The sequence below is a fragment of the Priestia sp. KCTC 13724 genome (assembly GCF_056820425.1).
Window position 1 is genome coordinate 1 of sequence record NZ_JBXDLD010000127.1, and the last position, 14,516, is coordinate 14,516.

The following is a 14,516-nucleotide window of genomic DNA, read 5'->3' on the forward strand; positions in this document are numbered from 1 at the left end:
AAATTTTACTCGTCGTAAAATTTCACCGGCTTTTTCGGTTCAGAGGAGGGTTTTGTCCCAGCCTCTTTTCATTACCTCTGATTCCAAACCCTTTTCATAACTCCTTTTGTAGAAAACAAATCTATTCGATATAAGTCTGGATTCGATAAATTAGACCATTCTTGAAATCCAAAACTAGCATCAAAGTGTCGTAACAACAAGCTCATTAAATTACCATGCGTAACCAATAATGAGATTTCATTTAGATTACCCACCTCTTCATATACAACAGCTAGCGCACGCTGAGTTGCTTCTTTTGATGACTCTCCACCTTTCAATTGGAGATTTTCATCATGAAATGTTTGCTTTAATAGCTCTAACCAATTGTCTACGGGTTTTCCTGTTAGAACACGTTCCGCTAAGCGCTCATCTTGCTTAATGGAAACGCCAATCTCTGCTGCAAAAGGTGCAGCCGTATGAATCGTTCTTATGTACGGACTTGATATAATAGTTGAAATACCTAAGGGCTTTAAGTACTCTACTAGCGATAGGGCATCTTTTTTCCCTTCCTTCGTTAAAGGGGCATCAAAATCTTGTCCTTCAGCTTTACAGTGCCGTAGTAAATAGATTGTTTTCATTTTCTCCTCCTGAAAACCTATTAAGCTCACATACATTCATACTATTCGTCCATTACTCTCGCCTAAAATCATAAACATCATTTGGAACATGCAGCGAGTGTCCGTTAATCTCGACCGTATCTTTACCTTGCCAATGAATATCCGCACTGCTTTCTTTATAGTTCCAGTAAATATTCTTTTCTTTATTTCCTTTATTAAAAACAAGCTCCCCTCGAACAGCATAGCCGGTAGTTGCGCCTCCGTCCGAGAGGTATGCTTTTAGCGTATAGGCACCATCGGGTGATGTGGATTCAGTAAGATATTTTCCTTCAGGAAGACGACTCATATCAAAAAATGTCCGATATATGCCGTATCCCAAAAGACTGATACAACCACAGCACCCGATTAATAACCACTTCGTAAGCTTCTCTTTTGTTTTAATGACCTTTAACAACTTCCATCCTCCGCTTTAGTTCACTTTTAAAACTCCATCTTCAATGTATCTCAGTAAAATTTTCCGCTCTTCTTCAAACAGCATAGATAAATCATCCATTTTTGCTACAGGCTTCCATGCTACATCAACAATGAGGTTATCAGGATCTTGGAGCTTCTTTTCTCCACCTACTAACTGAACAGCAAAATATTTAATATGCACATCAACACCGTATGTGACCGTATCGTATTCATGGACTTGACCTAGGATTTCAACCTCGTATCCCGTCTCTTCCAAAACTTCACGAACGCAGCATTCTTCAAATGTTTCACCGCCTTCTAGCCCACCTGACGGAACAGACCATAGCTCTGGGTGATTTGGCTTTTCTTGCGCCACCATTAATAATTCGTTATTTTCATTGATGCAAATCGCTGCTGCGCCTTTCCAGTTTGACATGCAAAATCCTCCTCCATTCAGTTATAGCTTCTTCATTAACAACAGTTCATCTCGAATTGGAATTTCATCATAACCAACCAAAGGAATACTTGGCTTTTGTTTTCTTGCTTCTTGAACTGCGTTTGGAAATAGGTAAGCTAAATGATAACCACGCCTTTGGTAAAACCGAAGAGCCTTTACGTTATCATTTGTTGTAATGAGCGTTACCTTCGTGCAACCTACGGATTTTGCTTTCTCTTCCACTGCTTTCATGAGGGCCGTGCCGAATCCGCTGTTTTCCTGCAAGCTATCTAACGAGATTATTTCACATTCTTTTTCTCGTATTTCATAGGTGACTAACCCAATGATGTTATTGTGCTCGTCATATAAGATAAACCCACACAGAGAGGAACAGTCATACGCACCAACAGAAGTAACCATTTTTGTACTTCCCCAATGCTTTTCTAAGAATCGACTGACTTCTTCTCTGTCATCAATAACAACGCGGCGAATTTCCACTTTTCAACACCCCTGTTCCCATTTTATACTATTGTTCTATTTTTTTACATAACAAAAGTAAATAAATAACATCTATCCTTTCTACGACTAAAGATGTATTCCTTTTCATTCATTGTACCGTGGCTGTTTTTATGGACTACATCATAAACTAATGGTAAAGGAGTGAATGATGATGATTACCCACTATGCAAATCTCGAACTGCTTACGGTATCTATTCAAGGTGTCAAACAATTTTATGAAAAAGCACTACATTTAGAAATGACAAACGAAACAACTGAGTTTATTCAGTTCAGACTGACTCCATATAGCACGCTTAGTTTCAAGGAATCCTACGAACCAATTAAGCCCGCACACTTTGCCATTCAAGTGTCTTATCAGTTGTTTACTAATGCTGTTACACTTTTAAAAGAATCTGGGGTGTTTTTGTTAGCTCAAAACGAAGGAAATCCTATCGATGAACATAACGGTCGAAAAAACGTGTATTTCCGCGATTGTGACGGTAACTTACTTGAGTTAATTGCACATGACTATATTCATGAAAATAAGTTAAAGAGCTATGGTAAGCTGAATGCATTATATATAAGAGAAGTAGGATTTCCAGTAAAAGACGTTGGAAAGTTTCGAAGCTGGCTAAAAGAAACTTTCAGCATGAAAACAGACGAAGATGATGACTACTTTAACTTTGTGATTGGTGGAACAGCTTATGCAGTGGTCGTCTCAGAAAAGCGGCCGTGGATTCCTATCGCCATGAAAGCACTACCTCCTAACATAAAGGTGACGCTCGGTACTCCACTTCCGCTAACCAATCAGCAAAATTTTATAAACAACGGCTATCAATTCTCTTTAGTACACACACCTGAATTCCAGCACAGTTTTCTTCAGGATTTACGGTTGCCACCTGATTGCTATTAGGTGTATACTTGTAAAATTATAGAAGATTTATAGACTAGGAGGCGCAGCATGCAAACAACAACAGATACACTACGCCTACTTGAACAACTGGCTTCCAATGCTTGGCCAGCTCATACAACTGAAAAACTCGATGATTGGACGATGCGCTATACGTTTGGTTATACAAAGCGCGCCAATAGCGTCCACGCGGTTGGCTCACTTCCTTTTGATTTAAACTGGCTTCAAAAGGTTGAGAATTTTTACGAAAGCCGTAACACAGCGTCATGTTTTCATATCTCTCAGCTTTCACCAGCACAGTTAGATGAAACACTGGGTTCAAAAGGTTATAAAAAAAGCGATGAATGCTTTACGATGATGGCAGCCTGTGAAGATACGCTCCAAAATGTCAAGCTGGACATTCAGTATGATGCCGACTATTTACGCGAAGCAACTCCTGCTTGGATTGATGAGTTTCTGACGTTAGAAGGCTTTTCAAAAGATCGCTTTGACGCCTATACTCATATCTTTTCCAGCATTCATGCTTCTAAGACGTTTCTGCGCTTATCAAGCAATAAAGAAACGGTGGGTTTAGGATCCGTGGTAGTTGAACAAGGGTACGGATGCATCAGCAACATAATTGTACACGCTAAACATCGCCGAAAAGGGATTGCCAAAGAGCTGGTGAGCGCGCTCGTTCAATGTGCTCAAAGACAAGAAGCTGACTATGTTTACCTGCAGGTTGTGAAAGAAAATAAGCCAGCAGTTGATTTGTATGAAAAGCTTGGTTTTAAAGCAGTATCTTCTCATCATTATCGTATTCTGAAGAAATAGGTGAAAAAGATGAATGAAATCGATCAATTTTGGCAGGATTTTTGCAAAAAAAATAACCTTACTAACGTCTCGTACAAAGAAGCATTTCAGTTCGGCGCGTCTTCTGGCTGGCTTGCTTCCTTAGTTGTTGAAGGTAAAAAAACAGCTACCACATCCGGCTATGTTTTCTATGAACTTGAAAACGAAGAGTTACCAAAAAAAGGAGATTATTCGATTGTGCTAGACGAAAACAATCAGCCAGTTGCCGTTATTCAAGTTCAATCGGTAGACGTTTTGCCGATGAACGAGGTATCAGAAGAATTCGCATTAGCTGAAGGTGAAGGTGACTATAACTTCTGGTGGCGCGCTCACGAAGAATTTTTCACAAACGAATTAAAGCCGTATGGAAAAACATTTTCTCCTGATTTAATGGTCGTTTGTGAGCGTTTTGTAAACCTGAGCTTAAAAAATTATTAACATGTTCAGAGTACATAAAAAAGCTTTTAAGAACCAAATTCTTAAAAGCTTTTTCTATCATTTCTTCACGAAAAACAGCTGTAACATCTTTTCTAAAAACAGCTCATACTTTCTAAACCAACCTCTAAATTGTGTGAATAGATCATTGGCTTAAATACTTATTTTCTATACTCTTATGGTTTTGTCAGCACTATTCTAGAGGTAGTCTCGGCTTTTCATCTTGATAAATCGAATAAGTTTCTCCATACTTTTCGATATCTGTACACTGCTCATCACTACAGCCAAACAAATATGTACCTTCAGTTGTTCGAACGCTTACATTAAAATAATATGGATATCTGCCACCTTTATTTTTATCCATGCTGCTTTCTATAGATTTAATATCTTTTGTTTTAGCAATCTCTTGATAGTCTTTACTTTCAATTGTTCTTTGAATCATTTCATTTAGAATGATTTGTTCCTTTTCATCGGGATCATACATCCTATCAAAAGCATAATGCTTAACCAGCCAGTAAGCGTTCATTCCTACACTCATAACCAGTAAAATCTTAACTACTTTTTTCTTCATTTTCAATCGTCCTATTCTTTTACTATTTCTAAAACATTCTTCTGTCCATCAGGGCTTTCAACTACAATTAATTCGGTATTATTTATGACTACATAGCTATCAATTCATTCGTTACTATTACAGCCTGCTAGTAATATAGCAAAACAGAAGTTGATTAACAGGAAAAATTTTCTCATGCCGGTTCCTCCTATAAGTCAGAGTGCATAGATACTTTTCACGTCGCTCCCAACCACTTTATTCTAACTCCACACTCATCACAACACGTTCTTTGTTTAATTCAAACCCATTTTTCTGAAAGAAAGCTGCTGGCTTTCGGTGACCTTTTTCAGTAGATAAGTAGATTTGTGCTACTGCTTGCTGTTTGAGCTGTACTTTTAGAAATTCTAATAAGCTCGTCCCAATGCCGCTAATTTGAGCATTGGTATCCACACAAATTTCGTTGAGATAAAAATACTTATTGTTTATCCACTGCTCTTCATTTCCCACGATAAAGCCTAGAAGCGGACCATTTTCGTCTTCAAAATAACCAATTCCTAGATAGCCAGGCGTTAAGCTAATATCCATTAACCGCTTATAAGAGCTTTGAAGCGTCCATGGTTCATTCCAAGGTTCCTCGTTAAATACACGCGCAAACAGCTTAGCTGCAGGCTTTAAATCTTTTATAGTAAGCTTTCGAATTGGTTGGTTCATTGTACACGTCCTTTCTTCTTTCTTATTGTGAAATGAGGTTATAATGTCTAAGGGCAAACTCCACGCCATCTTCATCTGATTTTTTCGTCACAAAATCAGCTATTTCCTTTAAGCGTTGACTACCATTTTCCATCGCAACACCAACACCTACAGTTTCAAGCATATCAATATCATTGTCACCATCCCCAAAAGCCATCGCCTCCGAAGGTTGTATCTTAAAGTACTCTAACACTTTTACAATCGCCTGCGACTTTGATACGTCTGTTTCCAATACGTTTACCACATATGGGTGCCAGCGACGAAACGTATAGTGAGGAAATCTAGCTCTGTATTGATTCACCACTTCATCCGTTCCAAACAGACAAAGTAAATAGATTTCTTCTTCGTAAATGGAAGGATGAGTGTCTGGATAGGTTTGAAGCGACAAGGTTTCGAATAAAGCAGCTAAAACACCCTCTTCCTGTACTCCGTTCATGTGAAAGCCTTTCGTGTAAAAAGATAGAGCATGCTGTTTGGAATCTGAGAATTCTACAAGCTCTTTTACGTTGGACTTGCTCATACTCACTTTATGTATAACTTCATTCTGATAAGTCACGTAACCACCATTTGCAGTAATAAACACATCAATACCTAGCTCTTTTAATTCTTCGCACATAGAGAGTGGGCGTCCAGTAGTTGCTACAATAATAATGCCAAGATTTCTTAATAAACTGATGGCACGCTTTGTACTCTCAGGTATTTCGCCGCTCTTGTGATGCGTTAGCGTACCATCAACGTCGAAAAAAATGATTTTGCAGCTCATATTTCCATTTCCTTTCTTTTAGTTCTATTTTAATCCATATACGCATTAAAAAAAAGCAAATAATAGAAAAAGCACCAAAACCCTGTTGGTTCTAGTGCTTAGCTTACAATTATGAGAAGTGACGATCAATCGTCTCATTAATTTGAGTAAAGATTTTTTTGTAGCCTTCCTTATCTAAATAGCCGATACTTCCGAATAATAAATGATCAACAGGCTCAATTCTTGTAAAATCAAAAACCCCTACATCTGACGTGATTTTCAATCCAGCCGTCATGCCTATCTCATCATAAACAGCGCTTGGTGTTCCGTGGGTATTAATGATAAGACCTTTCTTTCCAGCTAGTAGCTTAGTAATACCTTCTTCACCAGTAGCATATGCAAAAGCATGGGGGATTGGAGCAAGAAACATTTGCAGTAACCTGCTGAATAGCTTCTGTATAAGAAGTTATTCAGCAGGTTACTTTTTTCTTTTATTATCTTCATATAAATTAAAAACCAACAAATGTAAGCGTTATCTTATAAAAATACGTGTCATCAATACACAAACTCCTGAATATCTTTATATTAAAATACAATTAGGAGGCCTGATTGATTTGTTGATGTTAGAAACCGCTAAGCAAATCGTAAAGCATGTGTACCCGTTTGTCTGTGTGAACCGACACGATATCTTTAAAGGAGACGTTACTTCCTTGCAGCTCTCAAAATATTTAGATCTTCATCCTGCTCACGTACCATACGTCACTGCAACAATTATTTATTTACTCGAAGCAGACGGCTATGTGTCAAAGCCGCTGATAGAATACGGAGGTATTCGAAAATGTCTGCATTAAAAAAGAGGCGTGCTAAGCTAATAAAGCTTACTACGCCTCTTTTAAGCTTTTATCGTAAACGTGGCTCTTACTTTTAGAAACTGAACAAAGACCTCTGGATCACGAGGTGAAATCCGTATCGTTTTACGCTTGCTGTACTTGATTTGAATTTGTTGAGTCGAAAGTGCGGGCGCAATAAACGGTATTTTGACAAAGCAAATACTGCGAATTTCCTTTACATTTATTTTTTTCTTAAAAGGCCCATAATAAATAGTTAACGTTTGGCCTGTGAGGTAATACCCTGTGCGAAACCAAATCGAAAGCAAGAAAGCTGCAAAAAACGCTAAAACAGCTAGTCGGATGAAGTAATGATCTTGAATAAACGGCACCATAAAAATCCCCCATCCCATCACAAAGATTCCATCTACTAAAACCGCAATACTTATGCCCCAAATTAGATACGACAACCACCAATCTTTTTTAGACGGAAAGTACAAAGCTTTTCCTCCTTTTTCTATCCTTTGTTACTTAATCTACGATAGCAATGCTTCTAACTTACCTCTTTTTTAGATTTTCTGATTTTTTCAAACGGATTACTTAAAGCACCTCACTGCTCCCCGTACGCGTATTTTATATAGTGATCACAACAGAACGAGCTTTTCATCCATATTTTCCAGCAAAAAAGTAGACCTTCTGATAAAAGGTCTACTACATCCAAGCATACATTCCCGTCACTAATAAAATAGCAACAACGATTGCCGGCAGCAAATTCGCCACCTTGACTTTGGTAATTCCAATTAAATTTAAGCCGATTGCTAGAATCATAATGCCACCGGTTGCCGTCATTTCGATAATAAGCTGATCCATCAGTGCATCTGGAACTAATCGATCAATTTGTGCAGCAAAAACAGCTATTAATCCCTGATATAAAACAACAGCTATGGCTGAGAAAATAACGCCAATCCCAAGCGTTGTACTTAGTAACAGCGAGATAAATCCGTCCATTACGGCTTTTGTATACAACACGTCATGATTGCCGCGAATACCACTATCAAGAGCACCGATAATGGCCATTGCTCCCACAACGAAGATTAATGTTGCCGTTACAAAGCCTTCAGCAACACTTCCTTGACCGCTTCCTACCTTGCTTTCAATCCAAGAGCCAATTGACGAAAGCTTCTCTTCTAGCTTCAACGCTTCACCAGCTACTGTACCAATAACAAGGCTTAAAATCACGAGTAAAAATTGCTCGCTTTTCATGCCCATCTGAATTCCTAATACCGCAATTGCTAATCCGATTGCTTGCATGACGGTAGTTTTCATGCTTTCAGGAATGTTCCGACATAAGCTCCCTAAAAGCGTTCCAACAATAATGCCTAATCCATTTGCAAGCGTTCCTAATAAAACCATCTCTATACCTCTTTCACGCTGTATGTACATCCATCATCATACTACGTATTAGTCGATTTCGAAATGTTTTTATTATTTTTATAACATTTCAACCAGCCTTCTCTTTATTCATCCCCTGCCATCTTTAAATTCAGTACTTCTTCCTCATTTTTATAGATAATCTTCATTTTAAATACATCTTCTTTACATGTTCGATCATTAAGCGTACCAACTAAAAAAGAAACAGCGTTATCATCCAATTTATTCATCATAGCTTTTACGTTTCCCGTTACCGTATCACCATCACTCGTTTGAATTTCAACCGTAATGTATTTCAATTGTTCTGGCGTTAGCTGAATCTCTTTTGGCTCTAGCGTTACCCAATTTGTTTTGCGCTCTTGATAAAGCTTGTGGTCATATATGTATTCAGCACTCCATTCTTTTCCTTCATCAGAGAAAACAGCTTGTCCTTCCACTTCTGTTTTCCCACCAAGTGAACAGCCCACTATACATATAAAAACAAAAGCTACAAGCAGTACTTTCTTCATTTATAATCCCCTTTATATCATCTTACTTCTCTATTTTTCTCACAAGAATAAACGCTTTATAACCAGTAAAGGGTGGCTGACCTAGTTTTTTAAAGAAACAGGTATAAGTATCAGCTTATTCAAATAATGGAAAAATTTACACACCTCATTATAATCAAATTTTCCGATAGCTTCAATAAAAGAAAGTGAAAATAATTATACATTTTAAAATTATTGGAAAAATTCCTCGTTAGGAAAATAGCAGTATAAGGGTCTTAATTAATTAATTAATAAAAAATGAGTTTGGGACATAACAAAATGATTGCTTCAAAAAAACGAACAATAGCTGTTCCCATCTCTTTAGTTTGTCTGAACACGTTCGTTCCATTGCGCTACGCCACACGCTTTCCGCGGGGAGGAGTCGAGTGTTCTACGCTCCATTCCACCCTGTTTCCAAACTGGTTTTTCCCAATCAACAAAAAGCCTGAACGATTAAAAGTTGTGAACTTTTAATCGTTCAGGCATAGTAGGGATTGAACTACTTATGTATCAATACCTGTACAACACTCCACTACTTAGAGTGCTTCACTTTATCAACATGTAAGTAATAACCGATTCCAGCTCCGATAAGGCCGCTGGCAGCACATATTCTCATTAAAACCATAAATACGTCAATAAGTTCCATGTATGACGTTTCAATGAATCCTTCTCCTGAGTCCAATACCTCTTTATAAGGTACAAAAAACACGCCTATACAAAAGCCTAAAACAAGACCATATATAAAACCTTTTTCTACAAACTTTGCCAACCTAATCCCCCTCACTTCACCCTTCCCATTATGAACACATCATGATATTCACCTGCATAGAAATGCGCTTTTTTTAGTTGACCCTCTACTTGAAACCCTTTTTTCTCGTAGAGCTTCATTGCTTTTTTATTTGAGACATTCACCTCTAATTCTAAGCGGATCAGCCCTAAATAGTTGTCTGCAATGTCCAGTAGTGAATCCATAAGAGCACTGCCGACACCTTTTCCGTGATAGTCTGCATGAATAGAGATACCCACTACAGCAATATGACGTTGCTTTCCTGGTTTAACATGAAGACCAGCCACCCCAACCACTTTATCCTCAATCTCTGCCACCATTAAATGCGTATCATGATTCATACTGTTCATAAATTCGCTCGGTGTCTTCACACGCTCTGAAGGTACCGCTAACGTATGGCGCGCAACGGACGGCTGAATTCTAATTTCATGAACAGCCTCTGCGTCATTTGGATGTACGGGTCTAATTTTAAGATCAATCATTTCACACTCTCCCCTTCACGATATGAATAGTCTGGTTTCTTTTTCGTTTTCATCATCGTTAACCCCATGCCTCCGAAAATGAGGACAATGCCAACACTCTGTAAAATATCTGGTCTAAAGCCTGTTAGAAGCGTATCTAGTAGAATAGCTACCGCTGGATCTAAAAACACGAGAACCGAAATGACGTTTGACGATAAAAATCGTAAACTATCAAAAAACAGCAAATAGACGATACCAGTATGTATGATGCCTGTTGTAGCTACAACTATCCAGTTAATAGAAGATAGCTCAGAAAAAGAGTGAAAGCTAACGAGCGGAATCAGCATAAAGATTCCAACCAGGGTTTGTAAAAACGTTGTTGCATAAGGACTTAGCTCTCTAATCCCTTTACCTGCTAGCGCAGTGAATGCATAAAAGAACGCAGCCAAAAGCCCCCAAACCACCCCTGAAGAAAGTAAATCGCTCATTGATGTACCAGCATTAATCCCTGAAACCAAAAGAGTACCGATAAAACAAATCCCCAGTGACATCACCGATATAAGGGTTAACTTTTCTTTATAAAGGATAGCCCCTAAAAGCAAAACAAACACCGGTGCCAAATGATAGATTGAAATAGCAACCGTAACGGACGTTTGTTCAAATGCTTTAAATAAAAATACCCAGTTTAACACAAGAAACACGCCACACACTAACGTTTGAAAAATATCTTTTTTACTCCACTTTTCTTCTTTATACTTTCCAGTTAACACCCAACAAGTGCTTAAAAATAGCGTCGCGCACATGCATCTAACAAAAACAAGCTCCACTGACTGTAAATTAGACCGCTCTGAGAAAAAGCCGATTGAACCAAAAATAACCATGGATACAATCATCTTCAGCTTAGCAGATGAAGAATTGAGAGATGCTTGATTGTGATTCATTCCTTGCACCTCCTATAAAATTGAATTTATTTTACCATAAATATCCTAACGGTACGTAACAAATCTTGAAAAAGGCTTTATTTTCTAAATAGGGTTGCTCATTGTATGTAAGCATGCTACAATTTTCACTAATAAATACGAGAGGAATGATGGATGAACAATGGATAACTAACCTAATTTTTTACATTTGAAATTTCATAATTTCAAGTCTTAAAAACTTAGGATTAGTCTGCCCATTTTTTAACCATCCCTACAAGCGCTCTGCTTATAGGCTTCTTTATGCGGGACAATAATGCGGACTCGACTAATCCTTCCAATGAAATTGGGAGGATTTTTTTATTCTCCCTGTACCGAAGGGATGATTCGATGTTAGAACTACTACAATTACAAAAATTGAAGCTTGAGTTAGATGAATACACGCTGTTTAAAGATGTAAATGTAAGTATCCAGCAAGGTGACATTATAGGTATTATCGGTAAAAACGGTGCCGGCAAATCCACCTTGCTTCGCTTACTAACTGGAGATATGAATCCAACAGATGGAAAAATTCAGCACTTTCAGCCCAACCTTTCCATTTCTATGGTCGAGCAAGAAGCAAGCTCCTACTTATTTGAAGACGTGTCATCATCAGAAGAAACGCTTTTAAGGAAATGGAACGTGCCAACCGGCAACTTTCAGCGGCTGAGCGGTGGTGAAAAGCTGAAAGCCCGCCTTGCAAGAGGTTTAGCGAACTACTCTGACCTTTTATTGTTAGATGAACCAACAAATCATCTAGATGCGGACAGCACGGCGCTTTTAATCAAAGAGATAAAGAAATACCGAGGAACGATCCTTTTGGTTTCCCATGACCGCTATTTTTTAGATCAGGTCGCAACAAAAATCTGGTCTATTGAGAATCAAAAAGTTATTGCGCACAGCGGAAACTACAGCGACTATATGAAACACCGTGAACAAGCTCGCCTTACCCAGCAGCGAGAATACGAAAAGCAACAAAAAATGAAAGAGCGTATCAACAAACAAATGAAGCAACTTACCGCTTGGTCACAGTCAGGTCATGCACGATCAACAAAAGAAGAAGGTTTTAAAGAATATCACCGCGTCAAAGCCAAGCGTTTAGATTCACAGGTGAAGTCAAAACAAAAGCGTCTTGAAAAAGAGCTGGAAAAGTTTAAAACAGAAGCTCCCGCTGAGGAGTATCAGGTTCAATTTTCATTTACCTCAACCCATAAGCACGGCAACCGCTTTTTAGAAGTAAAAGAGCTGGAAAAATCATTTATAGACCGTGTCTTATTTAAAGAAGCAAACTTCACGATTCAGCACGGTGAGAAAGTAGCGATTATAGGCCCTAACGGCAGCGGGAAAACGACGCTTTTACAAATGATAATGGAGAACGAAGCGCCGACAAAAGGCGAACTATGGATTTCCCCTTCTGCTCAAATTGGGTACTTAACGCAAGAAGTATTTGACCTTCCGCTTGACCAAACCCCAAAGGAGCTTTTTCATCGAGAAACATTTGAAGCTCGAGGGCATGTTCAAAACTTAATGAAGCATTTAGGCTTTGTCGCGTCACAGTGGAACGAGCCAATTGCCAACATGAGTATGGGTGAGCGCGTGAAATGTAAGCTGATGAAGTACATTCTAGACGAAAAAGACGTGCTGATTTTAGATGAACCCACCAATCACCTTGACTTACCTTCTCGAGAACAGCTCGAAAAAACGCTAGCGCAGTACAAAGGAACGCTGCTGATCGTTTCCCATGACCGCTACTTCGTTGAAAAGGTTACTACTGTACAGCTAATTATTGAAAATGAACGCATGAACAAGCAGCTACAAACATCAGGCGATAAGCCAAGCAACATCGATGATAAAGAAAAGCTTCGCTTAACCCTTGAAACCGAGCGTCAGGAAGTGCTTGGGAAACTAAGTTTTCTTACACCAAATCATAAGGGTTATGCAGAGTTGGATTTGAAGTTTGTGGAACTGACGAAGAGGATTAAAGAGCTACAATAAGCATTCACTACTATTCAATTATTCACTTTTTCTAGTAAACTTGAATGACAAGAAAAAGCGATTAGAAACTAAAGAGTCTAATCGCTTTTCTCTGTTTGAGCTATTCATTTAAGCTTCGTTTCTCACTTTATGAAATAAAGACATAATCAGCCAGATCACTGCTGGAAAGACAGTTCCTCCAATAATCATATAGGCTAGATAGGCTAGCAGGCGAGCTGAGTCATAATCACCGAATACCAAGACAAGAACTGCCATTATGACAAGAGCAGCTGGTATAATTTTCAACAAAGCAACTAAACCCTTCTTTTCCTCCACTTTCCATTTATTATTATAGGATGCGATGGCAGTCAAAGTTGCTGGAAAGGCAACAACTGTTAGCACGATACCAATCACAGTCAGCAGCGAATGTAAAACTCCAGAGCTCATCATCGTTCCCAACCACGCAAGCGCTGTGATTACTACTAATGAAATCGCGATATACCCCATGGAATTAGACAAGCTTTTATATTTTTCAACTAACGTCTCAGAGTCGCTATAAATTGCTTTTGTACCAGATTCTGCTCGAAACAAATGAATATCTCCTTCTGAAGTTACGTGAGACCACCCGGCGGATGCAAAAACATCAAAGTATTCATCTTCTTCTCCTACTTCAAGGGATCGGTAGTCTACGCTGTAGATATAGTCTGAGCTTTCTCCTTTTTCAAGCGTGTACCCCAAAAATTTAAAACCAGTAACGTGCCATCCTTTTAAAGAAAATCGGCGTAATTTTTTCATATCCTTCTCTTCAGCAAAAGCAAGGCCACCTGACATGATGTACTTGGTTTGTTTCATTCTTCATCCTCCCCCAATCCCGTTTCAGCTAGCTCAATCATCATTTTTCTAAGGGTTACATCTTCTCTAAGCACAGTTCTTCCTGCATCGGTAAGGAAATACGTTTTACGTCTTGAATCCGAAGCATCGTATAAGTAAATCCATTCTTTGTCTAAAAGCTTTTTAATAATGGTATACATGGAAGCGGGCCCTATTGTAATTGTGCCCTTTGATGTTTCTTCGATTAAATTCATAATAGCATAGCCGTGCCTTGGCTTTGTTAAAGCTGCCATTATGTAAAACATTGAATCTGTTAACTGCTCTGTTTTTCCCAAATCCTCACCTCTTATATCACTTCAAGATATATCATATTACGATATAACTAAATAAAATATATCATAATATGATATAACTGTCTAGATTGAATTTGGATTTTATTTCAAGATTAATGAGTAAGCCCGTAATCAAACAACGCATATAAAACATCAGGCACCTCCGGTACGATAAATGTATCAATCAAA

The 14,516-nt window shown here is 38.4% G+C and carries 20 protein-coding genes and 1 pseudogene; 5 read left to right on the forward strand and 16 right to left on the reverse strand.

Translation table 11 applies throughout. The annotated features are described in order from the left end of the window. Nucleotides 1–71: 71 nt before the first annotated feature. The 4 genes from AC1UFB_RS15880 to AC1UFB_RS15895 are packed head-to-tail and all read right to left on the reverse strand — an operon-like array spanning nt 72 to nt 1,983. On the reverse strand, nt 72–617 hold the full coding sequence (locus AC1UFB_RS15880) for a histidine phosphatase family protein (protein WP_078989690.1): 546 nt from the start codon (nt 615–617) through the stop codon (nt 72–74). A 52-nt stretch (nt 618–669) separates the two neighbouring features. Beyond that, complete coding sequence (locus AC1UFB_RS15885) at nt 670–1,050, reverse strand: DUF5412 domain-containing protein (protein ID WP_025907997.1); 381 nt, start codon at nt 1,048–1,050, stop codon at nt 670–672. Between the two features lie 15 nt (nt 1,051–1,065). Next, nucleotides 1,066–1,485: an NUDIX hydrolase gene (locus AC1UFB_RS15890; protein ID WP_482589484.1), complete on the reverse strand. Its 420-nt coding sequence runs from the start codon at nt 1,483–1,485 to the stop codon at nt 1,066–1,068. Between the two features lie 21 nt (nt 1,486–1,506). Beyond that, complete coding sequence (locus tag AC1UFB_RS15895; RefSeq protein ID WP_226638881.1) at nt 1,507–1,983, reverse strand: GNAT family N-acetyltransferase; 477 nt, start codon at nt 1,981–1,983, stop codon at nt 1,507–1,509. Nucleotides 1,984–2,155: 172 nt separating this feature from the next. Between AC1UFB_RS15895 and AC1UFB_RS15900 the strand changes: the two genes are divergently transcribed. From AC1UFB_RS15900 to AC1UFB_RS15910, 3 genes are read left to right on the forward strand one after another with little or no spacing between them, the layout of a single operon-like run. After that, the gene (locus AC1UFB_RS15900) at nt 2,156–2,896 is read left to right on the forward strand and encodes a VOC family protein (RefSeq protein ID WP_251385569.1); all 741 of its coding nucleotides are present in this window, start codon (nt 2,156–2,158) and stop codon (nt 2,894–2,896) included. 48 nt (nt 2,897–2,944) lie between these two features. Further along, entirely contained in the window at nt 2,945–3,706 is a 762-nt protein-coding gene (locus AC1UFB_RS15905; protein WP_482589485.1) for a GNAT family N-acetyltransferase, read from the forward strand. Between the two features lie 9 nt (nt 3,707–3,715). Beyond that, complete coding sequence (locus AC1UFB_RS15910; protein ID WP_025908002.1) at nt 3,716–4,162, forward strand: ASCH domain-containing protein; 447 nt, start codon at nt 3,716–3,718, stop codon at nt 4,160–4,162. 190 nt (nt 4,163–4,352) lie between these two features. Here AC1UFB_RS15910 and AC1UFB_RS15915 read toward each other — a convergent pair whose 3' ends face one another. From AC1UFB_RS15915 to AC1UFB_RS15930, 4 genes and pseudogenes are all read right to left on the reverse strand, one after another. Then, complete coding sequence (locus AC1UFB_RS15915; RefSeq protein ID WP_061786441.1) at nt 4,353–4,730, reverse strand: hypothetical protein; 378 nt, start codon at nt 4,728–4,730, stop codon at nt 4,353–4,355. A gap of 234 nt (nt 4,731–4,964) precedes the next feature. Beyond that, a complete protein-coding gene (locus AC1UFB_RS15920) occupies nt 4,965–5,420 on the reverse strand; it encodes a GNAT family N-acetyltransferase (RefSeq protein ID WP_061786440.1) in 456 nt (151 codons plus the stop codon). A gap of 22 nt (nt 5,421–5,442) precedes the next feature. Then, nucleotides 5,443–6,222: a Cof-type HAD-IIB family hydrolase gene (locus AC1UFB_RS15925; protein WP_482589486.1), complete on the reverse strand. Its 780-nt coding sequence runs from the start codon at nt 6,220–6,222 to the stop codon at nt 5,443–5,445. Nucleotides 6,223–6,331: 109 nt separating this feature from the next. After that, a pseudogene (locus AC1UFB_RS15930) lies at nt 6,332–6,610 on the reverse strand (NAD(P)H-dependent oxidoreductase); the annotation flags it as partial. Between the two features lie 211 nt (nt 6,611–6,821). Here AC1UFB_RS15930 and AC1UFB_RS15935 point away from each other — a divergent pair. After that, nucleotides 6,822–7,052, forward strand: coding sequence for a hypothetical protein (locus AC1UFB_RS15935; protein ID WP_224840247.1), 231 nt, complete (start codon nt 6,822–6,824; stop codon nt 7,050–7,052). A gap of 41 nt (nt 7,053–7,093) precedes the next feature. Here AC1UFB_RS15935 and AC1UFB_RS15940 read toward each other — a convergent pair whose 3' ends face one another. The 6 genes from AC1UFB_RS15940 to AC1UFB_RS15965 all read right to left on the reverse strand — a co-directional run bounded on the left by AC1UFB_RS15940 (nt 7,094) and on the right by AC1UFB_RS15965 (nt 11,175). Beyond that, entirely contained in the window at nt 7,094–7,528 is a 435-nt protein-coding gene (locus AC1UFB_RS15940) for a PH domain-containing protein (RefSeq protein ID WP_025908007.1), read from the reverse strand. Nucleotides 7,529–7,739: 211 nt separating this feature from the next. Next, complete coding sequence (locus tag AC1UFB_RS15945) at nt 7,740–8,441, reverse strand: DUF554 domain-containing protein (RefSeq protein WP_100347841.1); 702 nt, start codon at nt 8,439–8,441, stop codon at nt 7,740–7,742. A 104-nt stretch (nt 8,442–8,545) separates the two neighbouring features. Continuing rightward, nucleotides 8,546–8,968, reverse strand: coding sequence for a hypothetical protein (locus AC1UFB_RS15950; protein ID WP_100347842.1), 423 nt, complete (start codon nt 8,966–8,968; stop codon nt 8,546–8,548). A 550-nt stretch (nt 8,969–9,518) separates the two neighbouring features. Continuing rightward, nucleotides 9,519–9,755, reverse strand: coding sequence for a hypothetical protein (locus AC1UFB_RS15955; protein ID WP_094910210.1), 237 nt, complete (start codon nt 9,753–9,755; stop codon nt 9,519–9,521). A gap of 11 nt (nt 9,756–9,766) precedes the next feature. Next, nucleotides 9,767–10,255: a GNAT family N-acetyltransferase gene (locus tag AC1UFB_RS15960; protein WP_206782635.1), complete on the reverse strand. Its 489-nt coding sequence runs from the start codon at nt 10,253–10,255 to the stop codon at nt 9,767–9,769. Beyond that, nucleotides 10,252–11,175, reverse strand: coding sequence for a DMT family transporter (locus AC1UFB_RS15965; RefSeq protein ID WP_062954694.1), 924 nt, complete (start codon nt 11,173–11,175; stop codon nt 10,252–10,254). Before AC1UFB_RS15965 ends, AC1UFB_RS15960 begins: the two co-directional genes overlap by 4 nt. Before the next feature lie 366 nt (nt 11,176–11,541). Here AC1UFB_RS15965 and abc-f point away from each other — a divergent pair, with 366 nt between their 5' ends. Next, nucleotides 11,542–13,185, forward strand: a complete 1,644-nt coding sequence (abc-f, locus tag AC1UFB_RS15970) for a ribosomal protection-like ABC-F family protein (RefSeq protein ID WP_482589487.1) — start codon at nt 11,542–11,544, stop codon at nt 13,183–13,185. A 108-nt stretch (nt 13,186–13,293) separates the two neighbouring features. Here abc-f and AC1UFB_RS15975 read toward each other — a convergent pair whose 3' ends face one another. Continuing rightward, nucleotides 13,294–14,016, reverse strand: coding sequence for a DUF2812 domain-containing protein (locus tag AC1UFB_RS15975; protein WP_061786605.1), 723 nt, complete (start codon nt 14,014–14,016; stop codon nt 13,294–13,296). Further along, on the reverse strand, nt 14,013–14,330 hold the full coding sequence (locus AC1UFB_RS15980) for a PadR family transcriptional regulator (protein ID WP_025908014.1): 318 nt from the start codon (nt 14,328–14,330) through the stop codon (nt 14,013–14,015). Before AC1UFB_RS15980 ends, AC1UFB_RS15975 begins: the two co-directional genes overlap by 4 nt. Nucleotides 14,331–14,516 lie beyond the last annotated feature (186 nt).